Genomic DNA, 23039 nt, shown 5'->3' with positions numbered 1-23039 from the left:
AAACCTATTAGAAAACATGAGAAAAATTTGGATCGCCTTTATTAGCGTAGTTGTATTGTCATTTGTCGTCCTCATATGGATTGGTACTGAGGTATATCAAACCCAACCTCCCATCCCTGAACAGGTCATTATTAAAGAAACCAACACAGTAGTTTACACCAAAGCCGATATTCAGATTGGACAAAATGTATGGGAGTCTATCGGAGGTATGGAAGTTGGATCTATTTGGGGTCACGGAAGTTATGTGGCTCCTGATTGGACGGCAGATTGGATACATAAAGAAGCGGTATATATGCTTGAGCATTGGGCACAAACGGATTACAATACCGCTTATGACGACCTTGATGTAGAAAAAAAAGCAGCCATCAAGGCCCGTTTAATTAAAGATGTTAAAACAAACACCTTTGATCCAACTACCAAAACCATCACTATATCTCAGGTACGCTGGGATGCTATTTCAAAAAACATCAACCATTACAGTTCTATTTTTTCTGATGGACATGAGCAATATGCCATTCCGAAAGGTGCTTTAACTGATACCGTAAAATTAGGACAACTTAATGCCTTTTTGTTTTGGACGTCTTGGGCAGCTAGTACCAATCGACCGGAAAAAGATTATACCTATACGTCTAACTGGCCACATGAGCCTTTAATTGACAATTTAATCACTGATGACTCCCTTATTTGGTCCGGTTTATCTATTGTATTACTGTTATTATTCATCGGAATCTTAACGTATTATTATTTAAGAAATCACGAAAAGGGCGAGATTTTAGAAAAACCAGATTTTGATCCATTGTCAAACTTGCAATTAGTTGGCTCGCAAAAAGCGGTGTTAAAATATTTTATAGTCATTTCCTTGCTAATTGCCTTACAAGTGGTGTTAGGGGCACTCACCGTGCATTATACTGTAGAAGGGCAAGCCTTCTTTGGATATGATCTGTCACGATTTTTACCCTATTCCATCACCAGAACCTGGCATACGCAGCTGGCTATCTTTTGGATTGCCGCAACTTGGTTAGCTACTGGACTCTTCTTGGCCCCGATGATTTCAGGGAAAGAGATGAAATATCAGGTTTTTGGCATCAACTTCCTGTTCTTCGCCTTAATAATTATTGTGTTAGGCTCTATGCTTGGAGAATGGTTGGGAGTACATCAGTTCCTAGATTTAACCACCAATTTCTTCTTTGGGCACCAAGGCTATGAGTATATGGATTTAGGTCGTTTTTGGCAATATTTCTTAGCCATTGGCCTTGTATTATGGGTGATAATGGTGGGAAGACATTTAATGTACGCCATTAATAAGAAAGATGAATCTAGAGATCTTATAATTATCTTACTCGTTTCAGTCGTGGCCATAGGTCTGTTCTTTTTCTCTGGTTTAATGTATGGTGAAAATAGTAGTCTACCGGTTATAAATTATTGGAGATGGTGGTTAGTTCACCTGTGGGTTGAAGGCTTCTTTGAAGTGTTTGCCACCGTAGTAATCGCCTTTATATTTTCGAGAATGAAAGTGATTTCTACAAAAACTGCTGGTCGTGTCTCTGTAGCTTCGGCAGCCATATTTTTGGCAGGAGGTATTATTGGGACCTTACACCATTTGTACTATTCTGGGACCCCAGTTCAGGCCATCGCACTAGGCGCCACATTTAGTGCGCTAGAAGTTGTGCCTTTAACCTTAATGGGCTTTGAAATTAGAGAAAACTGGAACCTATTAAAAAGTAAAGATTGGATTCAGAAATACAAATGGCCGATCTTTTTCTTTATTGCCGTTGCCTTCTGGAATTTTATTGGTGCCGGTGTCTTCGGATTCTTGATCAATCCGCCCATTGCACTGTATTATATTCAAGGTTTAAATACCACGGCAGTCCATGCACATACCGCTTTATTCGGAGTATATGGCATGTTAGGTATGGGCTTTATTATTATTTGCCTCCGCTTTTATTCTGATCGTGTATGGCAAAACACAAAATTGAAACGTGCTTTCTGGTTGTTAAACATCGGATTGGTGGCCATGGTTGTATTTAGTTTATTACCAATTGGGATTATTCAAGCGTACACTTCCATAACCCAAGGCTATTCATTTGCGAGAGATTCGGAATTACTATACTCTCCTGTTGTCCAAACCTTAAAATGGTTACGCATGATTGGAGATGTTATTTTCTCAGTGGGAATTTTTTACTTCTGCTGGTTTACTATAGATGAAACACTTTATAACTTCAAAAGAAAAAAAGTTGGACATTAATTACTTTTAATATGAATATAAGAGGTCAGTAGTATATACTGGCCTCTTTTTTATTTAACCTTAACTACTCTTATAATTTCAAGGTGTTGAATGCTCTTTTATTCACCATAAATCTTGTGACACAATACTTCTGCTTACATCTTCTATGTCAAACTGATTCGATCGAAATTGCTAAACCGAGCCAAATACTTATCTTTGCACTTTTCATAAAACCCTCATAACATCACCGTGAATCAAATCAGAGCATATCTTGATCAAATTGCAACCATATCTAACGAAGATTGGGATTTTTTCACTTCAAAATTGCACCGTCGTGTTATTCCTAAGAAGACTATTTTTTTAAAAGTCAACGAGATTGAAAATCATATTTCGTTTATAGAATCGGGTGTCGTGCGTTTGTTTATTCCTAAAGACAATCCAGAAAAAGAAATCACTTTTGGCTTTAGTTTTAAAGATCAGTTTGTAAGTGCTTACGATTCATTCCTAACCCAAACGCCATCTGCATATCACGTACAAGCACTGACGGAGACCACACTTTTAAGCATTTCTTATAATGATTTGCAAGAAATTTATAAAACCACACAAATTGGTAACCTTATCGGCCGATTAACAGCAGAACGTCTTTTCTTAATCAAATCTAAACGCGAACAGAATCTATTGAATCTTAGTGCTGAAGAACGGTATATGAAACTTTTTAAAGAACGTCCAGAACTCTTAAAAGTGATTCCATTAAAATACATCAGCTCTTACATTGGCATTACAGCTCAGGCACTTAGCCGAATTAGAAGGCGCTTGTAGCACTAATACTTGACCTAGGTTCATTGTTTTGAACCTAGTATCAGTTTATCTTTGTAAAAAAATTATTATGGTTATTGTTATTTTCGTTTTAGTACTTTGGTACGGCGGCCTTTTCTTTCAGTCTTTCTTTCTACATCGCTATGCAGCACATCAGGTGTTTACGATGTCTAAAACTATGGAGCGTATTACGTTTGTCCTTACTTGGATTTTTCAAGGTTCCAGTTACCTAAGTGCGTATGGTTACGGTATTATGCACCGTATGCACCACGCTTATACAGACACTGAAAAAGACCCACACTCCCCTTCTTACGACGATAATTTATTTGCGATGATGTGGAAAACAAAAACTATTTACCAAGATATTAATGATCAGCGTGTAGAGGTAGATCAGAAATTCACCAAAAATGTTCCACAATGGGCTGCCTTTGATAAATTTGCAGGCTCTCGTTTGTCAAGATTACTTTGGATTGCTATTTATGTTTTAGTGTTTGTATACTTTGCTACGGCATGGTGGCAATGGCTTTTATTGCCTATTACTTTTTTAATGGCACCGATTCACGGGGTGATCATCAATTGGTTTGGTCATATTTATGGATATGTCAATTATCAGATGAAAAACACCAGCAAGAATCTATTCCGTTTTGACTTTTTAATGATGGGTGAAGGCTATCACAATAACCACCACCGACACGCCAGTAGAGCGAACTTTGGCGTGAAATGGTATGAAATTGACATGACTTATTTAGTCATTAAAGTCCTTGATGCTGTTGGTCTAATTCAGTTAAAACCAATTAGGATAAAGGAATAAGGATTTATATTTCAAATTACAAAACCCTTATTCTTACTTTTTTCTTTTTCAATCGTGTATTATCCAAAAGATTAACGATGCGTTTCGCTTCGTTGATTGGCACTGCAATAAATGCACAGTCTTGTTTAAGCTCGATAGTTCCCAATTGTTCCTGTGTCAGTCCTCCTTGTTTCATAAAAAGCCCCACAATATCACCTTTTGAGATTTTGTCTTTTCGGCCGCCAGAAATAAACAGAGTTTCCCATTTTGGTGCTGAAACTGGAGCCTTTTTTGAAATATTGACACCTTGCGCATCTTTGACAAAATCTGGCAGCGTTTCATCGCTACCTTTTAAAATGTAAGCGGTGCCTTTACTATTCACTCTCGCAGTTCTACCGTTTCTATGGATGAATTCTTCCTTATGTTTCGGTAATTCGTAATGAATGATAAAGTTGAGCTCAGGAATGTCAATCCCTCTAGAGGCTAAATCCGTTGCCAACAATATTTGACTGGTTCCATTTCTGAAAGTGATGAGAGATCGTTCTCTGTCCTGCTGTTCCATTCCTCCAGAAAAAGCAGAGTGACTGATTTTGTTGCGTTTTAGAAAGTGACTCAATCGGTCAATATTCTCTCTTAAATTACAAAATATAATCCCTTGCTCATTACCAATATGTTGTAATAACTCTAGCAAAATTGGCAATTTATTTGGCTTTTGAGACACCACCGTTTTAATGGCCAAAGTTGATTTGCGTTTTACATTAAGATAATTAACTGTCACGGGTTTATCCAAACGCACAAATCCGGGAATCTTTTCGAGCTCAGTGGCACTCGTTAGAATTCGCTTATTAATACTTGGCAACTGACCAATAATTTGCTTCATTTCATCTTCAAATCCATCTTCAAGAGATTTGTCGAACTCATCCAAAATAAGGGTTTTGATACTTTTCTTCGAGAATCGGTCGGCATCAAAATGATCTAAAATCCGACCAGGTGTACCAATTAAAACCGCTGGCGTATGCTTCAACTCAATTTTATCTTTAGCCATTGGCCTTCCACCGTAAACTGCATTGATTTTAAATCCGGAACCCATATTTCGAGCAACTTGCTCAATTTGAATGGCGAGTTCTCGCGATGGCACAATGATGAGTGCCTGAACATCACTTTCTGTTGGATCTAGTGTATCTAATAATGGTAATAAAAACGCCAATGTTTTTCCTGTACCTGTTGGGGACAATAAAATGGTGTTGACATTTTCTGAAATTACGGAAATGGCCTCCTCCTGCATTGGGTGCAAGGTTTGGATATTTAATTTGTCTAAAATATCCTGTTGGTCTTTGATTGTATTTGCCATTATTTTTTGTTCTTTTTAGGTGACTTAGAAACTGCCGGTTTAGGCGTTTCAATATGAGATTGCGCCAAGTAATTCGCTAGAATTTTATCCACCAACTCCTCTTTGGTTAAATGATGAAAAATGGTTTTAATCTTCGATTTTAGATCTTCTGAAACGTCTCGATTAGGCTTGGTCTTAAATATTTTTTTGGCCCATAATAGGGTGTTATTCTCTTCAATACTTTGGGCATCTGCTTTCTTGAATTTACTAAAAACGATGCCTAGTTCATTTTCAAAATCGACAATATCTTCAACTTCTTCCTGTTGCAAAATGGTTAATGATAATCCTTTAGCACCTGCCCTTGCCGTACGCCCACTTCTATGCACATAAGCTTCATAAGTATCAGGCAAATGATAATTGACAACATAGGACACTTCTTTAACGTCTATACCACGAGCTGCCAGATCCGTAGCTACTAAAATATCTATATAACCTTCTCTAAATTGTCCCATAATTCGATCGCGAATCCCCTGAGTCAGACTCCCGTGAAGCGCACCGGAAGGAAATTTATTGATGGCTAAATTTTTAGCCAGTTTATTAACGGCTGCTTTCGTTTTACAAAAGATAATACCACGTTCACCTTCTTTTGAATTTAAAAAATGAAGTAACACTTCTAATTTCTCAATAGGTTCCACCACCACATATTGGTGATCTATACCCTGATGTCCAACAGATGCCATATCAGCCTCTATATGCACCACATGTTTTGACATGTAATTTTGAACCAATTGTTTGATGGCTCCAGGCATGGTAGCGGTGAACAATAAGGTCCGTCTCGATTTTGGGATGCTTTTAATAATGGTGTCGACCTCCTCTTTTAAGGCGCTGACCATTTCATCTGCTTCATCCAATATTAAATACTGAACATGTTTGATATCAATGGCGCCACGATTTACCAAGTCAAGTAATCTTCCTGGAGTTGCAATTACAATATGAGTGGTCGATTTTAAACGTTCTATTTGAGGTTTAATAGGGATTCCGCCACACACCGATGCAATTGAAAGCTGTGGATTTTCTCCAGCAAATGACGTAATATTATTAAAAATTTGTTGTCCTAACTCTCTCGTCGGCGCTAAAACTAACGCTTGGACAGTCGTGTTTTCAGCATCAATTAATTGTAACAAAGGCAAACCAAAAGCTGCGGTTTTTCCTGTCCCAGTTTTTGCCAATACCACAACATCTTCTTTCTGATTTAGGACAACAGGAATGGTCTTTTTTTGAATTTCTGTAGGTACAGAAATGTTTAAAGTTTCTAAACTTTTTTGCAATTGATCATTAATTCCTAAATCTGAAAACTGTTGTGACATAAACTATATTTTTTGCAAAGATAACCACACTTTTGCAGAGAATAACCCCCTTTGGGGTATTAATGGTGTGGGAAGTCTTACAATAGAGCGGAAATAATCTTAAATGCGACACAATTTACTCATCATTCAACTCCTCCATAATCTCCGCAAACAATTCGTAAGAACGAATTCGATCTTGAATGTCATAAATGTTGGTTACCGCAATAAGCTCATCTACTTTGTGAGTCTCTAAGAAATCCTTCACTTGAGCTTTAACGGTTGCCTTGCTACCTATAAAAGAATATTTCAACATTTGATGCACTTGCGGATGCGCCATGATTTCTCTATACTCCTGAGTCATGGCAGTTGGTGGCTGCATATAATCGCGCTTCCCTGTAAATATGCCTAAAAACATTCGGATTAAAGACGTGGCAAAACTTTCTGCTTCAGCATCGGTTTCTCCAATAATAATATTTACTCCCGCCATTACATACGGCGCAGCTAAGGCTTCTGATGGCTGAAATTCCTTTCTATAAATCGCTATGGCTTCTTCCAAATGTCGAGTCGCAAAATGACTGGCAAAAGCATAAGGCAATCCTTTTCGTGCTGCCAAGTGCGCGCTGTCGGTGCTAGAACCTAAAATATAAATAGGTACTTCTACGCCTTCTGCGACAGTAGCCCTAATTTTAGATTTTGCGTTATCCATTGAAAAATACTGTTGTATGGCTTCCAAATCCTCAGGGAAGGAATGTGCAGCTTGCATAAAGTCTGATCTTATTGCTTCCGCCGTTTCTCTATCAGTTCCTGGTGCTCTCCCCAGTCCTAAGTCGATACGGTTGGGATATAATGAACCTAAGGTTCCAAATTGTTCAGCCACAATTAATGGCGAATGGTTAGGTAGCATTATTCCTCCAGAACCTATTCGTAACGTGTTTGTTCCTTCCGCAATATATCCAATGAGCACGGAGGTGGCGCTACTACCAATATTAACGGCATTATGATGTTCAGCCAGCCAAAAACGTGTGTAATCATAACGTTCCGCATGTTGTGCCAATAAAAGTGAATTATTAAATGTTTGCTTAAGACTATGGCCTTCTGAAACTAAGGCCAAATCTAAAATTGAATATGCTGTATGTATGGGTTTCATAGGATGTTTTGATATGTATATCTTTTAAAAGGCGTAGAATTCACCGAAAACCACTAAAATACAAGATTATATTCAGTCGCTTTGTTATGATTTTGTTAATCCTAAACCATTCTATAATTATGATAAAAAATTGTTTCCATCAGTAATTGAAAAACTTACTTTAAATTAGCACGCTATATCAGAAATTAATAATAAAAAAAGTAGTGCTATGAGTAAAACAACCCTAAAAGTAAACAACAACGGTTCTTTAAGAATAGAAGGTGATTTTGAAATAGTTGATAAGAATGGAAATGCTTACGATCTTGGTGGTCGTGATGTGATCTCTCTTTGCAGATGCGGATTGTCAGCTAATAAACCTTTTTGCGATGGCGCACACCGTAATCATTTTGAACATGATGCTGTGGCCTTTGCTTTACCTCCAAAGAATGTTTAATTCATAAGGATTATTGGAGCGTTTTTTAATACGAATCATTTGATGAATTATTATCAAGTGGGACCTTTAAGAAACGCTCCATTTTATTACAAATCCCTATTTTCTTTGCAATTGTTTGACGTCGTCGTTTGCTATCACTAAATCATTAATAAGTGACGTTAAATGAACAGTTGCATTGGTAAGTGCTACGGCATTTGCCTCAATCAATTTATTGATCTCCAATAATTGCTCTTCCTTTTCAGCATCGGTACGACCTAATTTAAAGCTTTGAATTTCAGTTAACTGCGTATTCAGCCGTCTCTTTTCTTTTTTCAATTGATCGAGTTTTACCCGATGATTTCTAATCGTGTTTTCTATTGTACATACTTTATGTACCGTAGTCAAGCTATCTAACTGCCTTTTGTAATCAACTTGTGCGACTGATCCTATTGAAAATAGCATAAGAATCAATACTGTATATGGTTTCATTTTAACTGAGTTTTAAGACGTTGCAAAATTATACAATTCCCATATCTAAAAGCAGATTTCAATACAAATTTAGAGCCTGAAATGAAACATTTTTTAACCCATTACCTAATAGCGTGATTTTACTAGGAAACACTGACAAATATCATATTTTGAAAGGCGGCTAAAGTATATTTTTATCGAAATAATAATACCAAATATTATGTTTCAACTCTTTTTTTTAAATTCCAACTGGAACAATGGCGTCATCATGATCGGCATTTTCGCAATAGTTTGTATCACTTTAGTGAGCATTATTATAAACTTTATGATGAACAGCAAAAAGGAAAATAAACCGGATAATCATGAGTAATATTCTTTTGAAGTTATTTGAGTAATACTAGAAAAGGCATTTTATCATAATTGGTTTTCATTTATAAATATAATATCATATTATATAAGTTGCTCTAAACTTGATCGGTAGTCATTATATTTACCTTTCTTAAAAGCCGTTAAAATTGTATTAAATAAATACTAATTGTACCCAGATTTTTAGCAATTTAAGTTTTATCATGGAACTTTGTACCACAAATCTTAAATAATGAAAAGATCAGCTATATATGTAGCAGTATTTAGTGCTGTTTTAGTAGGAATTGCAATAATTGGGTTTTCAAAAGTTAGCAAGGCAAATGAGCAAATGGTTGAAGCTAGCAAACATTATCGCATTACTGAAACATGGGAACTTCCCAAAGAACTTGAAGAAATTAGTGGTATAACTTGGCTTGGCAACAACACTTTAGCCTGCATACAAGATGAGGATGGTATAGTGTACATCTATAATTTAGACCAGAAATCAATAGTTGAAGAAATTCCGTTTGCTGGTAATGGCGATTATGAAGGAATTGCACTTAATGGTGATACTTTATATGTCATGCAAAGTGATGGATTACTTTATGAAATCAAGAATTGGAACGATGCTAATCGAGTTGTTAGTTCTCATCAAACTGGTTTTAAATCTTCCAATAATATGGAATCGCTCACCTATTCGTCAAATGATGCTGCGTTGCTAACAGTTCCAAAGGACAAGGACTCGCAAGAGGATTATAAAGGCGTCTACAAGATATCCTTGCCTATTAAAAATTTAGACACGGATTCACCAGCGTATAAAATCGACATGAATTCCGACGTATTAGCACCTTATAGAGAAAAGAAGGCCCGCAAAACTTTTTTCCCATCCGAAATAGCAATTCATCCTAAATCTCATGATATGTATATTTTGGAAGGAAAGCATCCTAAATTACTGATTATGGATTCAGCTGGAACAGCAAAATCAGTTTATAAATTAGACGAAGTCAATTTCCCACAACCCGAAGGAATGACGTTTAACGAGAATGGTGATCTCTATATTTCCAATGAATCTGTTGGGGGCGCCGCAAACATACATTTGGTTGAGTTGAACAACTAAATTTCGAACAATAATTTACAATCAAAATTATCTTATAAAATTATCTTAAAGTTCTCACAATCAATCACAAAATCTTCCGTTTGGTTTAAAATTATCTTACCTTTAAATCAGAGAATTTAAACTAAAAAAACTTAGAACATGAAAAAACAACAAGGAAAAGGTCTTTTAGCCTTATTAGGACTTGGAGCAGGTGTTTTTGCCTGGTATAAATACAAAAACTTATCTCCTGAAAAGAAGGAACAACTTCACTCAAAAGTTAATGAAGTTGGGCAAAAAGTTAAAGACACATACACTGAAGTTGAGTCTTCTGTAAAATCAAACTTGGACAGTTTAAAAAATAGTGCTCAAGAGATCAAGACTGAGGCGAGTGAGTTAGCCAATAAAAGCTAAAGAAAGCATCAATAAACAAGAAACCCACTAACTGTGGGTTATTTTATGGATTATATTGAAATTTTCTATGAAAATTTAATGTTTTCCAAATCCACATTTCCACCAGACAAAATGATGCCCACCAATTTATCCTTAAAATAAGCCTTGTTTTTTAAGACCGCTGCAAAAGCCACTGCGCTTGAAGGTTCAACAACAATTTTTAAACGTTCCCAAAGTAACCTCATAGCTTGAATAATCTCCGCTTCCTCAACACAAATTATATGATCTACATACTGTTGAATGATTGGGAAATTGATATCGCCTAAATTCGTTCTTAATCCGTCAGCGATGGTGTTAGGCGCCATATTTGTCTCGATTTGACCACTTATTAATGATCTAAATGCATCATCAGCAACCTTAGGTTCACCACCAATAACCTTACAATCCGTTCCAAAAATATGTGACGCCAAGGCGGTACCTGCAACCAATCCGCCACCACCTACTGGTGTGACAATCATATCAAGATCAGGGTGTGCATTTAAAAGCTCCATTCCAACAGTTGCATTGCCTAAAATAACATTCAAATCATTAGAAGGATGAATAAACGTAGCTCCCTTTTTAGCTACAATCTTTGCTGCAGCCTCTTCTCTAGCGGCAATAGTAGATTTACATTCCGTTATAATTCCGCCGTAACCCAAAACCGCATCTTTTTTTACTTTAGGCGCATTATCAGGCATCACAATGTACGCGGGAACATTCAAGTTTTTGGCTGCTAATGCTAATGCTTGGGCAAAATTCCCAGAAGAATGCGTCACCACGCCTCGCTCCTGTTGCGCTGCGGTCAGTTGTAAAATGGCATTGACGGCGCCTCGCATTTTGAAAGCACCCATTTTCTGAAAGTTTTCACACTTAAAGAATAGTTTTGCATCAGCCATCTCATCCAGTAATTGCGATGTAAAAATTGGTGTACTATGAATGTATGGGGAAATCCGTTGACTAGTATCGAGTAGCGTTTGTTTGTCCATGGCACATTAAAACTTAAAGATATTTAAATTCTATTACGAAACCTTGCAAAGAGGACCAGTTTTTTCTTCGTATTAATAAAATAAACACCTGTTAATAAGACTATAGCAGCAATTATGGATTGGGTGGTTATCACTTCGTTTAAGAAATACCACCCTAACAATAAAGCGATAATTGGATTGACATATGTGGAGGTTGCTACTTTTTCTGGCGACACCCTTTTCAATAAGAAATTAAATGAGGTGAATGCGACGATACTTCCGAAAACCACAAGTAACAGCATAGACCATTGTACTTTTTCGCTCCATACGTGCGGTGAACTCCAGGATTCTCCAAATAGCAAACTTAGTACAAGAAGCATTACGCCTCCCATGAGCATTTGGTAGCCAGTATTCACGAAATAATTAGATGGTAAATCTGCTTTCCCTACAAATAAGCTGCCTGTAGCCCAACTTACCATACACACAAAAATCATAATCATTCCCAGAACTGATCCTTCTTTGCTGACCACCTCGTTTTGGCTCACCAACAAATAGATGCCAATAATCCCTAAAATCACTCCTAAAACAGACATGGCTTTAATCTTTTTACCTTGAAAAACTCGCATCAAAATTAAAACGACCAATGGCTGCGCAGAGATTTCCAACGCTGCAAAACCACTATCTACATATTTAAGTGCCCAAACCACGATGCCGTTGCCAAAAGTCAAAAATAAAAACCCAGCAATTGCGGTATTTATTAACTGTCTTTTAGTAATTGCCAATGGCTTGCCCATGAGTTTAGCAATTATAAAAATCAGAACACCTGCTGTAATAAATCGCATCGAAGCCAACATAAATGGTGGCAGTTCTGTAACGGCAATTTTATTCAATAAATAGGTAGAACCCCAAATAACATAAATGGAGAAAAAAGCAAGGATAATAAGAATTGTATTTTTTGAACTGCTCATGGTTTATTTATAGCGGGGAGTCATAAAAAGTAATAGGCAAAAATAAGAAAAGAGGCGCTGAAACGCCTCTTTAAAAGTTTTATATTTCTCAATAATCTATTAGTTTTTCAACGACGCCATATCGATTACAAATCGGTATTTGACATCCGCAGCAATAATTCGTTCATAGGCAGTATTAATATCTTTCATATCAATCAGCTCAATGTCTGACACTATATTATGCTTTCCACAAAAATCTAACATTTCTTGAGTTTCTTTAATGCCACCGATTAAAGACCCCGCAATTCGCTTACGACCAAGTATAATTCCACCACCATGAAATGGTTTCAGCGGTTCTACTGCGCCGACAAGAACCATCGTAGCATCACGCTTTAACAGTCCAATATACGGATCCATTTCGTGACCAACAGGAATCGTGTTTAAAATAAAATCGAAACTGTTTCGATGCTTTTTCATGTCGTCCGTATTTTTAGAAATGAGAACTTCATGTGCCCCAAGAGCTTTCGCATCATTAGCTTTGTCTGGCGATGTGGTAATCATAACCACATGTGCGCCTAGTGCATTAGCAAATTTCACACCCATATGTCCAAGTCCGCCTAATCCTATTACGCCTACTTTATCACCCTTTTTAACGTTCCATGTGCGTAGTGGCGACCACGTTGTAATGCCAGCACACAACAAAGGTGCCGCTCCTTTTTCGTCAATATTTTCAGGAATGCTTAAAACAAACTTTTTATCGACAACAACTGACGTAGCATATCCGCCAAAAGTATGACCACCCAAATGTTTATCCCTGCCGTTATATGTGGCGACCATTTCAACTTCACAATATTGTTCTAAATCTTCCTTGCACGATGCGCACTCCTGACAAGAATCGACCATACAGCCAACACCTACCAAATCGCCTTCCTTAAACTTGCTCACGTTTTTCCCAACTTCAACCACGCGACCTATAATCTCATGACCAGGAACAACTGGATATTTAGAGTTTTTCCAATCATTTCTAACGGTATGGATATCACTATGGCAAACCCCGCAATAGGTAATATCAATTTTCACATCATCATCACCGCAAGCCCTACGATCGATATTCATTGGTTTTAAATCGGCTTTAGCATCCTCTGCTCCGTAAGCTTTGATAGTTGTTTTCATAATTTTATGTTTTGTACTCATTAATGGCGGAGGTAAGCAAAGTGATGAGATGGGTGATTTTTAGTTATCAAAAGTGGTTGTTAGCGTAATATCGGCATTCAACAATTTTGATACCGGACAGTTTTCTTTAGATTTTGTAGCCAGCTCCTTAAATTTACTTTCGTCCATCCCTGGAACTTTCCCTGTTAATTCCAACTCTATTTTAGGAATGCTCCCATCTTCGAAATGAACCCTCGCTTGCGTATCTAAACGTTCTGCCGTAAAGCCTTCCTCAACTATATAGAAGCTCAATTGCATTGTAAAACAGCCTGCATGCGCTGCTCCAATTAACTCTTCCGGATTGGTTCCTACCGCATCTTCAAATCGTGTTTTGAAGGCATACGGAGATTCCTTCAACACGCCACTTTCCGTAGTTAATGATCCTTTTCCGTCTTTTCCGCCACCTTCCCAGTGGGCTTTTGCTGTTCGATTAAATTTCATAATTTTTATATTTATAGTTAACTCTTTGTTCTACTAAATTACTTATTCTTAATTACTACATGGTTCATATTAAAGTCTAATTTTTCTTCGGAATAAAAATAGATTTAGCATTCACAAACTCACGAATTCCGAATCCGCCGTGTTCTCTACCAAAACCTGAATTTTTAATTCCACCAAAAGGCATATTTGGTCTTGCCAGTCCGTAAGAATTGATGTTAATCATTCCGGTATCAAAATGTTGTCTCGCCAATTCGATAGCCTTATCCTCATCTTTGGAAAAAATACCACCACCAAGTCCGAACTCACTATCATTGGCAATTCTTATAGCGTCTTCATTATCTTTGGCTTTAATCAATGAGGCTACCGGCCCAAACAACTCATCATCATATGCGGGTTGTCCTGGAGTAACGTTTTCTAAGACTGTAGCCGGATAATAATAACCTTTCCCTTCAGGCATTACGCCACCTAAGCTGATTTTGGCACCTTTTTTCACACTTTCTTCAACTTGCTCATGGAGTGTTTCGCGTAAATCTTTACGTGCTAGAGGTCCCATTTTAGAAGATTTTTCAGTGGGATCTCCAGCGACGATAGTTTTCATGCCTTCAATAAATGCCGCTCTAAATTGATCGTAAACTTTTTCTGTTACGATAAAACGCTTTGCGGAAACGCACGTTTCACCGTTGTTATAAACTCGGCCTTGTACACAAGTTTTTGCAGCAAGCACCACGTCAGCATCATCTAACACAAGATAGGCATCATTACTTCCTAATTCGAGAACCGTTTTCTTTAACTCCGCACCTGCCTTTTTTCCGATAATTCGGCCAGCACCAGAGCTTCCGGTTAAGGTAACTCCACGCACCAATTCATGTTCAATAATTTTATCCGACAATTCATGGTCAATAATGAGAACCTTAAAGAGGTCTTTTGGAAGTCCTGCCGCTTCATAAATTTCTTGCAACAACAAGGCTGAGCCAGTTACATTTTTAGCATGTTTAAGTAAGATGCCATTACCTGCCATTAAATTGGCTATAGAATATCTGATGACCTGATAGGTTGGAAAATTCCAAGGCTGAATACCATAAATGACACCTATTGGAGCATAGGTAATTATTCCTTTTCCGCCTTCTGCAAGCTCTCTCTCTTCATCCTTAAGGTAATTTATGCCTTCAGTACATGTAAATTCGCAAATTCCTGCACAAAGGTCAATTTCTTGATGCCCCTGCCTTAAGAGTTTCCCCATTTCTGCAGTCATCAATCCCGCCAATTTATCCTTTTGGTTGACCAATTCCTTTCCAATAGCTCTAATAATTTTTGCGCGATCTTCAATTGGAGTCTTACGCCATTCCAAGTAAGCGTTATGGCAATCCGTCACCGCTTTGAATGCGTTCTCGCTGCTCATATATGTATATGATGCAATCTCCTCTTCTGTAGCAGGATTAACTGTAGAAAACGTCTTTTTATCTGTATTCATAATTTATAAATTTGAAATTATTGCTCAAACCAGAGCTGCAAAAAACTGATTTAAAATATTTTAAATTGAAAATTTTTTCTGGTCAGCTACAACGGTTTTTGTCTTGAATTCCGGTGGTCCAAACTGTTACTTTTTACTATACCCTATAGATATTGAACTGCACGCTTTAGCACCTCTGCCATGAAAACGGCATGAGCCATTCTATATCATCTTAGCAATCCATAATACATTCGAGGTAACTATTGAATTCGTTAAAGGTTTGAGTCAATCTTTAATAACTGATTTTCATTAGCGTGTGATTTCAACACTAAACTCAAAAATATAACCTCATTGCCTAATTAATTGATGCAACCCATTTAAAACTGGACTCATTTCGAACTTACTATATATAAGTGATTCTTAATGGATTAAGATTACTATCGAACCGGTTAAATGTTAAAATATAACTGATGTACCTTAGGAATATTAAATTATAAATACAATAACTATGGATCATAAGGATAAGGATAAGAAAACATACAACCCAAACATCACTGAACATGACAAAGAGATTCTTGGTGAAAAGCGCAAAAATCTCAGGACCGATGGCGGTGACGACACGCTACTGGATGATGCAAATAGAACTGCGCCTGTAGATTTTGAAGGTAAGGACTTAGATATTCCCGGTAGGAATCTACCAGATGATAACCCTAAAAGAAAATTGAAAGATGAAGAGAATCAGCTATACAGTCAAGGCGGTCCCGGCAATGAACATTTAGAGGAAACGGATCCGACAGAGATCGATTAAGTTGTCATGTTAGTGCCGACTGAACAAACCTATGTAATACGAAACATGGGCTGTTACACATCGCTCATTAACCTTTACAATAATTTTTATGATCAACTCCAGGTATCGGGGTGTATGGTGACGAGATAGGATTCCTGTGAGATTAAAAAAAGGACACTTTTAAAACACCTAAAACAAGGATGCAGCAAGGTCATTCAAGAAAATCTCGCGCAATTTGTATTAAATAGTTTAACATAAAACAAAAAATGTTAAATGACAGAAAATACTTAACTATCAGATTCTGTTGCATTAACAGATCAAAATGTTAAAATAATCAAAAATATGAGAAACGATAACGTCTATAAGGCATAGATGATCGTACATATACTAAACCAATAAATTTATAATTATGAAAAAAATTTCAATTGCATTATTCACCGTTATAATGTTTACGTCTTGTGTTTCTAAAAAGAAATACGTTGCTCTTGAGCAAGAAAATGGTCAAATTAAGAGTGAACTAACTAAGACAAGAGTTGAAAAAGAAGATCTTGAAGCTAAGTTTGATGCTATTCAAGCAAGAGTGGACAGCTACAATAAAAAAATCAATTCACTTACCGAAGAAAATAACGCAATGCTTGTCAATGTAGACAATATTGCAGTGATTTCTAACGACACTAAAAAAGCAATGCGCAAAACATTGCAAAATGTAGATGCAGCAAAACTTGCAGAAGCTAAAACATTAAAAGATTCAATGAATCTTGCATTGTCATACAACTTGAACAAATCTTTGGATAATAGTACTCTTAACGAAGACGAAGATATTTCAATTGACATCAACGAAACTGTTGTTATGATTTCAATTTCTGACAAGATGTTATTCAATACAGCTAGTTATAAAGTAAGTAACAAAGCAAACGATATCTTACAGAAAATTGCTAATGTGATCAATTCTGAGCCTAGCGTTGAAGTTATGGTTGAAGGTCATACTGACGCAAGAAGCATCCGTACAAGTAAAATCGCAGACAACTGGGATTTAAGTGTGTTACGTGCCACTTCTGTAGTAAGAAAATTACAAGATGAGTATGGTGTTGCTCCTGAAAAAATGATTGCTTCAGGTAGAAGTTCTTATAAGCCACTTGCTGATAATGACACTAAAGATAATAGAGCTAAAAACAGAAGAACACGTATCGTGATCCTTCCAAACTTAGATAAATTCTTTGCCTTAATGGGTACTGAAGAATAAGCATCACTTTTTAATTAATTACTTCAAAAAAGACCGTTAGAAATAACGGTCTTTTTTATTTTTAAAATGATTTTAAAGACGAAAATTTAATTAATTTCGTTGCACATAACTCATCTTGTACACACCTTGAAAAAGCAAAATTACTTACCTAAAAAATTCTTATTCATTTCCCGTTGGGGAGAAATTCTTGACATTGCCTACGCGACGCAAAATGAAGGTAACGATGTCAAATTATATATTGAAGACAAGCCTTCCAGAGAGATCGGAACCGGGTTTGTAAAGAAAGTAAAAGATTGGAAGAAATATATAGATTGGGCTGATATCCTGATTTTTGACTATACAGGCTTTGGCAAGGAATGTGCCGATTTAAGAGCTGCCGGAAAGATTGTTTTTGGTGGAAGTGAATATACAGATCTGCTAGAATTAGATCGGAATTTTGGGCAAAAGGAACTTCAAAAACATAAGATTAAAACCTTACCGTTTAAAGAATTCGTAAGTTTTCAGGAGGCCATTACATATGTTGAAAAGAATCCAGATTCTTACGTTATTAAACCTTCGGGCGAAACTCAAGAACTGAAACAACTATTGTTTGTTGGTAGTGATGATGAAGGTTTGGATGTTATTCGCGTTTTGAAAGCCTACGACAAATCTTGGGGAGACGATTTTGGAAATTTCCAATTACAGAAAAAAGTAAAAGGGGTTGAAATTTCAGTTTCTGCTTTTTTTAATGGAAAAGAGTTTATAAAACCTATCAACGTCACCTTTGAGCATAAAAAGCTATTCCCTAAGGAATTAGGTGTCTCTACCGGAGAAATGGGTTCTAGCATGTTTTGGGTCAACCAATCTCCTATTTTTAATGCTACTTTACATAAGTTTGAGCCTTCATTGGCCAAGCATAAATTTATTGGTCACATAGACATTAATTGCATCGTCAATGGTAACGGAATTTATCCGTTAGAATTCACCTCCCGTTTCGGTTTTCCACAAATATTCATTCAACGCGCGGGCATTAACGAACCAATTGGAGAAATGCTTTATAAAGTGGCTTCTGGTCAAAAATTCAAGATTGCAACTAAAAAAGGCTTTCAAGTTGGTGCCTTTATGGTTGTGCCTCCATTTCCTTATGACGATAAAAAAACATTTGAATTATTTTCTAAAGATGCCGTTGTTGTATTCAGGAAAGATTTAAAGGAAGGCATCCACCCGATGCACCTGAAAAAAGTGAATGAAGAATGGCTAATTACTGGAAATACGGGAATTGCTCTCATGGTTAGCGGGACTGGGATTACAATGAAGGATGCCCAAAAAATGATGAACAACAGGATCAGCAATGTGATTCTCAATAACGGCTATTATAGAACCGATATTGGCGATAGATGGTTTGAAGATTCTGACCGTTTATGGTCTTGGGGACTTTTATAACCGATTTGTCCACAAAATTTCTAAATTTACACCCAATATTAATTCCCTTAAATACATATTATGGAATCCCTAACTTTCAGACAGCTGACTACAGAAGTACAACAGTTTTTTGATATGCTCCCATCGGAATGGCAGAAAGAAATCGCACCTTTTTGGAAAGATTACGAATCTGTTGCCAAAATTTACGTTATTGAAGAAGATAACGTCATTATTGGTAGTGGCATCATGTTTTCTGCTTGCCCTCCTAATTTCACCTATTTTGAAGATGAAGCGAATTATTGGTTTAGTAAGGGTTATCTCTACCTTGGTTTTATTTGGATTGCAAAACACAAACGCAGTAATAACCTAGGATCCTATTGGCTTACAGAATTGAAGAAAGCCGAAAATCATGATAAGTACTTCCTACTTACTGAAGAAAATAGATTGCATAAGTTTTATGTAAAAAATGGGTTTACGCGAATTAAATCGCTCAAAAATGAGGATCACTTTGAATGGTTGTATTTATCAGATTATGAATCTTAACGGGATTTTGATTTTTAGCTTCATTTAAAGAAATTAGTAGTAAAACCGCCATTTTCTTTACATAAAATCGCTTCAAAAAATTAGCTAATACAGTATAACATAGGTATTTTTGCATAAAAATTAAAGACCCATGTTTAAACTATTAAAGAGCTTCAAACTTGTTGCCGTTTTAGAAGGCATTTCCTATTTAGTGCTGTTTGGTAACATGTTACTTGTTAAACCATTCCAGCCAGAAATCTACAAAACCCTCCTCTACCCAATTGGGATGAGTCACGGATTATTATTCATTGCCTACGTGCTTTTGGCGCTTTTAGTAGGTTCTAAATTAAAATGGTCGTTTAAGACTTTAGGAATTGTTCTTTTGGCATCCTTAATTCCATTTGCTACGTTTTACATTGAACGGAAATATTTAAATACCACGGCATAATGTCCGAATACAGTCATATTTTTTGCAATTATTTTTTAAATCTTGGTTTCACCGATAAATGGGCCACGTTTTTAAATATGCTCGCACTTCTCTTAATTTTATGTGTGATCATATTTATTTCAGATTATTTGACGCGAAAAATATTGGTGGAGGCGTTTAATAGGTTTGCAAAGCGTTCTAAAACTCAATTTGATGATTTTTTAGTCGGTCATAAAGCCCCTCGAAATATTGCACATGTAGTGCCTTTGTTTATTACCATCAAATTATTTCCGATTGTCTTTTATGATTATCCTCATTTTGAGTCTTTTATCCTTATGGCTCTCAAGGTGTATGGTATTTTACTCGCCATTTGGATTGTAAGAAGTGTCCTCAGAAGTCTAGAATCCTATTTTAAAACCCTTCCTCGTTTAAGAGACAAACCAATTGACAGCTACATTCAAGTGGTTATGCTTTTTGTTTGGGTTATTGGGATTGCTTCATGTCTTGCAGCAATTATCAATTTATCCTTTTTAAAGTTTTTCACAACTCTTGGTGCCGCATCAGCAGTGCTTTTGTTGATTTTTAAAGATACTATCTTAGGATTTGTAGCAAGTATTCAAGTAGCCATCAACGATACGTTAAGAATTGGAGATTGGATAACGATGGAAAAATATGGTGCCGATGGTGATGTGATAGAAATCAACCTTTCTACCGTGCAAGTGCAAAACTTTGACATGACCATTACAAATATTCCTACCTATGCGATTATTTCTGAATCGTTCAAAAATTGGCGCGGAATGCAGTCTTCTGGTGGACGACGAATTAAAAGATCTATTTTAATTAGATCTAAAAGTATCCATTATCTTACAGATGCTGAAATTGAAGAGTTAAAGAAAATTGAGTTGATTACAGCTTATCTGACAACCAAACAAACTGAATTATTAGAGTACAACACGGCTAATAACGTGAATAAATCCACGTTAATCAACGGGCGAAATCTTACCAATTTAGGGGTGTTTAGAAAATATGTCCAAACGTATATTGAAGGTCATTCCGGTATTAATAAGGACATGACCATTATGGTCAGACAATTGGCACCAACATCTCAAGGGATTCCTTTAGAGATCTATGCATTTAGCAGCGATAAACGCTGGGTGAATTATGAATACATTATGTCTGATATCTTTGATCATATTCTGTCAGCCATTTCATATTTCGATTTGGAACTTTTCGAATTGACACCTTCACTTTTCCCTGCAGACAAAAAATAGCGCATAAAAAAACAGCCTTATTTCAACTGAAATAAGGCTGCATTGCTATAAAAAAACTACTGTTTAATTTCCAGCTTTTTCCATCGCTTCTTTTTTCATTTTGTCATTAGCAATAATCGCTAACTCAACACGTCTGTTTTTCGCTCTTCCTTCTACAGTAGAGTTGTCGTATTTAGGCTGATTAGGACCATACCAATTGGTAGTAAAACGACCAGAAGAAAGACCTTGACTTGACAAGAAAGACGTTACTGCATTAGCACGTTGCTTAGAAAGCGTCATGTTAAAATCCATCGGACCAGTACTATCTGTATGACCTTCAACTAAAATATTAGTATCAGGATATTCCTTAAAAATAGCCGCCAATTTATTTAACGTTGCTGAAGATGCGCTGTTGATATTGTATTTGTTGGTATCAAAATAAACACCACTACTTTCATCAAAAACGACATTAATACCTTCACCTACACGTTCCACTTGAGCTCCAGGAATCTCCTGCTCAATACGTTCGGCCTGTCTGTCCATACGGTCTCCAATATAATTACCGGCAACACCACCAACTACAGCACCAATAATAGCGCCTAAAGCCGTGTTGTTCTTGTTACCTACATTATTGCCTATAACGCCGCCAATTACAGCACCACTAGAAGCTCCAATGACCGTTCCTTTTTGTTTGTTATTAGCATTTCTAGTTGCCTCACAACTTACTAATGCGACTACCATAAATAGTAATGCGAATGTTTTTATTGTATTTTTCATGTGTTTATGTTTATAAAGTTGTTCTTGTAAAATTTAAATTGATATTAAAAGGTTTGCCTTCAAACTGAATGGTTTGAGTGATTTGCATACTGTTTTCATCTAAGTATTTCAAATTCATTCTATAACCGGCATCTTCTTGCAAGTCCTTGTTTTTTCCATCAGTAAACTTCATTGTAAAATCGAAGTTCCCAGTGTCTTTACCTATTTCATTCGCGGCCCATCTAAAGTTTCTTACGCCAGTTGAACAGTCGGTATTTATAATATTAAAAGTACCCGTACTGTTATTGGATCTAAAAAACCACTGACTGTCCTTAAAGCAGGATGCAGTAGCATCGTTGAATAAAACGGTGTTAAAAACGCCCGGTGTGTCATAAGTAACTGAATTCAGAACCCAGTTGCCATCAACGGTTTTCCGCGCCGATTTTTCTACTTTTGATAAAGAGCACGACACAAAAAGTGTCGAGATAAGTAGTAATATTCCTAATTTTTTCATTTTGATAAGTATAAATTGGTTTGTATTAAATATACGAATTCTACTACATATTGGTTGTTAAGGAATTCCCATTATTTGTTAATGAAATAAAAATAACCAATTACTTTAACCGATTCTTTACGAATTCTATCTCGGTTTTGCCATGAGGCACTGGCTTTCCATCTTTGTCCAAATTCACCATAATAATGTTGTCTACGGTAAGAATGGTCTCCCGTGTCATTTTATTACGAGCCTCACACTTTAGAGTAATAGATGTGGCTCCAAACTTCACTACGTCCATTCCAATTTCAATAATATCGCCTTGCTTAGCTGAACTCATAAAATTGATTTCAGAAATATATTTGGTGACAATTTTGGAATTTTCGAGTTGGATGACGGTATAGAGTGCCGCCTCTTCATCAATCCAAGCCAGCAATTGACCTCCAAATAAGGTGCCGTTAGGATTTAAATCTTCAGGTTTAACCCATTTACGTGTGTGAAATCTCATTTAATGATTTAGGTTTTTGTGTTTTAGGAATATCGCCTCCTTAATTATTCAAATATTGGACGATACTCTTTTAAAAATTTACTGATTAGCTACAAAGGTAGCTCACTTGCACTGGCATCATTAATGATATTGATATTTTTACTGACTTCAATGCGATTATACCATTGTAGAGCACATTTCAATTTTACCTGACCTAAAAACAAGTGTTCAAAATGCATGGTTGTTAATAAAGCG

Annotated in this window: 24 protein-coding genes; 12 read left to right on the top strand and 12 right to left on the bottom strand. The window is 36.5% G+C overall.

Going from position 1 to position 23039, the window contains the following annotated elements:
* Positions 1–16 precede the first annotated feature (16 nt).
* The 3 genes from Q0947_RS02770 (at position 17) to Q0947_RS02760 (ending at position 3851) form a co-directional block, all read left to right on the top strand.
* Positions 17–2245 (top strand): nitric-oxide reductase large subunit, encoded by a 2229-nt coding sequence (locus tag Q0947_RS02770; RefSeq protein WP_299391064.1) that lies wholly within the window; start codon positions 17–19, stop codon positions 2243–2245.
* 228 nt (positions 2246–2473) lie between these two features.
* Positions 2474–3043 carry a Crp/Fnr family transcriptional regulator gene (locus Q0947_RS02765; RefSeq protein WP_299391062.1) on the top strand — a complete coding sequence of 190 codons (570 nt, stop codon included), beginning with the start codon at positions 2474–2476 and terminating at the stop codon, positions 3041–3043.
* A 67-nt stretch (positions 3044–3110) separates the two neighbouring features.
* Positions 3111–3851 (top strand): acyl-CoA desaturase, encoded by a 741-nt coding sequence (locus Q0947_RS02760; protein ID WP_299391059.1) that lies wholly within the window; start codon positions 3111–3113, stop codon positions 3849–3851.
* A 16-nt stretch (positions 3852–3867) separates the two neighbouring features.
* Here the strand turns inward: Q0947_RS02760 and Q0947_RS02755 are convergent, their stop codons facing one another.
* From Q0947_RS02755 to Q0947_RS02745, 3 genes are all read right to left on the bottom strand, one after another.
* Positions 3868–5181, bottom strand: coding sequence for a DEAD/DEAH box helicase (locus Q0947_RS02755; RefSeq protein ID WP_299391057.1), 1314 nt, complete (start codon positions 5179–5181; stop codon positions 3868–3870).
* Complete coding sequence (locus Q0947_RS02750; protein ID WP_299391055.1) at positions 5181–6527, bottom strand: DEAD/DEAH box helicase; 1347 nt, start codon at positions 6525–6527, stop codon at positions 5181–5183. Before Q0947_RS02750 ends, Q0947_RS02755 begins: the two co-directional genes overlap by 1 nt.
* A gap of 115 nt (positions 6528–6642) precedes the next feature.
* Positions 6643–7653, bottom strand: a complete 1011-nt coding sequence (locus Q0947_RS02745; RefSeq protein ID WP_299391052.1) for an LLM class flavin-dependent oxidoreductase — start codon at positions 7651–7653, stop codon at positions 6643–6645.
* Positions 7654–7861: 208 nt separating this feature from the next.
* Between Q0947_RS02745 and Q0947_RS02740 the strand changes: the two genes are divergently transcribed.
* Entirely contained in the window at positions 7862–8086 is a 225-nt protein-coding gene (locus tag Q0947_RS02740; RefSeq protein WP_299391050.1) for a CDGSH iron-sulfur domain-containing protein, read from the top strand.
* Between the two features lie 96 nt (positions 8087–8182).
* Here the strand turns inward: Q0947_RS02740 and Q0947_RS02735 are convergent, their stop codons facing one another.
* On the bottom strand, positions 8183–8554 hold the full coding sequence (locus Q0947_RS02735) for a hypothetical protein (protein ID WP_299391048.1): 372 nt from the start codon (positions 8552–8554) through the stop codon (positions 8183–8185).
* A gap of 577 nt (positions 8555–9131) precedes the next feature.
* Here Q0947_RS02735 and Q0947_RS02730 point away from each other — a divergent pair.
* Positions 9132–9995, top strand: coding sequence for an SdiA-regulated domain-containing protein (locus tag Q0947_RS02730; protein ID WP_299391045.1), 864 nt, complete (start codon positions 9132–9134; stop codon positions 9993–9995).
* A 138-nt stretch (positions 9996–10133) separates the two neighbouring features.
* Entirely contained in the window at positions 10134–10385 is a 252-nt protein-coding gene (locus Q0947_RS02725; RefSeq protein ID WP_299391043.1) for a YtxH domain-containing protein, read from the top strand.
* Between the two features lie 65 nt (positions 10386–10450).
* Here the strand turns inward: Q0947_RS02725 and Q0947_RS02720 are convergent, their stop codons facing one another.
* The 5 genes from Q0947_RS02720 to Q0947_RS02700 all read right to left on the bottom strand — a co-directional run bounded on the left by Q0947_RS02720 (position 10451) and on the right by Q0947_RS02700 (position 15439).
* A complete protein-coding gene (locus tag Q0947_RS02720; RefSeq protein ID WP_299391041.1) occupies positions 10451–11389 on the bottom strand; it encodes a pyridoxal-phosphate dependent enzyme in 939 nt (312 codons plus the stop codon).
* Positions 11390–11412: 23 nt separating this feature from the next.
* Positions 11413–12336, bottom strand: a complete 924-nt coding sequence (locus Q0947_RS02715; RefSeq protein WP_299391038.1) for an EamA family transporter — start codon at positions 12334–12336, stop codon at positions 11413–11415.
* A gap of 99 nt (positions 12337–12435) precedes the next feature.
* Positions 12436–13488, bottom strand: a complete 1053-nt coding sequence (locus tag Q0947_RS02710; RefSeq protein ID WP_299391036.1) for an NAD(P)-dependent alcohol dehydrogenase — start codon at positions 13486–13488, stop codon at positions 12436–12438.
* Positions 13489–13548: 60 nt separating this feature from the next.
* Positions 13549–13968 (bottom strand): OsmC family protein, encoded by a 420-nt coding sequence (locus tag Q0947_RS02705; RefSeq protein ID WP_299391033.1) that lies wholly within the window; start codon positions 13966–13968, stop codon positions 13549–13551.
* Positions 13969–14044: 76 nt separating this feature from the next.
* A complete protein-coding gene (locus Q0947_RS02700; RefSeq protein WP_299391030.1) occupies positions 14045–15439 on the bottom strand; it encodes an NAD-dependent succinate-semialdehyde dehydrogenase in 1395 nt (464 codons plus the stop codon).
* A gap of 487 nt (positions 15440–15926) precedes the next feature.
* On the opposite strand from Q0947_RS02700, the gene Q0947_RS02695 reads away from it, so the two are divergent.
* The 6 genes from Q0947_RS02695 (at position 15927) to Q0947_RS02670 (ending at position 21069) form a co-directional block, all read left to right on the top strand.
* Positions 15927–16226 (top strand): hypothetical protein, encoded by a 300-nt coding sequence (locus Q0947_RS02695; RefSeq protein WP_299391028.1) that lies wholly within the window; start codon positions 15927–15929, stop codon positions 16224–16226.
* A 388-nt stretch (positions 16227–16614) separates the two neighbouring features.
* On the top strand, positions 16615–17448 hold the full coding sequence (locus tag Q0947_RS02690) for an OmpA family protein (RefSeq protein WP_299391026.1): 834 nt from the start codon (positions 16615–16617) through the stop codon (positions 17446–17448).
* Positions 17449–17574: 126 nt separating this feature from the next.
* On the top strand, positions 17575–18870 hold the full coding sequence (locus Q0947_RS02685; protein WP_299391024.1) for a phosphoribosylamine--glycine ligase: 1296 nt from the start codon (positions 17575–17577) through the stop codon (positions 18868–18870).
* 60 nt (positions 18871–18930) lie between these two features.
* Entirely contained in the window at positions 18931–19392 is a 462-nt protein-coding gene (locus Q0947_RS02680; protein WP_299391022.1) for a GNAT family N-acetyltransferase, read from the top strand.
* A gap of 130 nt (positions 19393–19522) precedes the next feature.
* On the top strand, positions 19523–19819 hold the full coding sequence (locus Q0947_RS02675; RefSeq protein ID WP_299391020.1) for a DUF3817 domain-containing protein: 297 nt from the start codon (positions 19523–19525) through the stop codon (positions 19817–19819).
* Positions 19819–21069: a mechanosensitive ion channel domain-containing protein gene (locus Q0947_RS02670; protein WP_299391017.1), complete on the top strand. Its 1251-nt coding sequence runs from the start codon at positions 19819–19821 to the stop codon at positions 21067–21069. The genes Q0947_RS02675 and Q0947_RS02670 overlap by 1 nt, the downstream gene beginning before the upstream one ends.
* A 63-nt stretch (positions 21070–21132) precedes the next feature.
* Here Q0947_RS02670 and Q0947_RS02665 read toward each other — a convergent pair whose 3' ends face one another.
* The 3 genes from Q0947_RS02665 to Q0947_RS02655 all read right to left on the bottom strand — a co-directional run bounded on the left by Q0947_RS02665 (position 21133) and on the right by Q0947_RS02655 (position 22805).
* Positions 21133–21825: an OmpA family protein gene (locus tag Q0947_RS02665; protein ID WP_299391014.1), complete on the bottom strand. Its 693-nt coding sequence runs from the start codon at positions 21823–21825 to the stop codon at positions 21133–21135.
* A 10-nt stretch (positions 21826–21835) separates the two neighbouring features.
* The gene (locus Q0947_RS02660; protein WP_299391012.1) at positions 21836–22318 is read right to left on the bottom strand and encodes a lipocalin family protein; all 483 of its coding nucleotides are present in this window, start codon (positions 22316–22318) and stop codon (positions 21836–21838) included.
* A gap of 100 nt (positions 22319–22418) precedes the next feature.
* On the bottom strand, positions 22419–22805 hold the full coding sequence (locus Q0947_RS02655; protein WP_299391009.1) for a hotdog domain-containing protein: 387 nt from the start codon (positions 22803–22805) through the stop codon (positions 22419–22421).
* Between the last annotated feature and the right edge of the window lie 234 nt (positions 22806–23039).

This window comes from uncultured Gelidibacter sp., assembly GCF_947500795.1.
GTDB lineage: Bacteria > Bacteroidota > Bacteroidia > Flavobacteriales > Flavobacteriaceae > Gelidibacter.
This window is presented reverse-complemented; position numbering and strand designations above follow the sequence as displayed.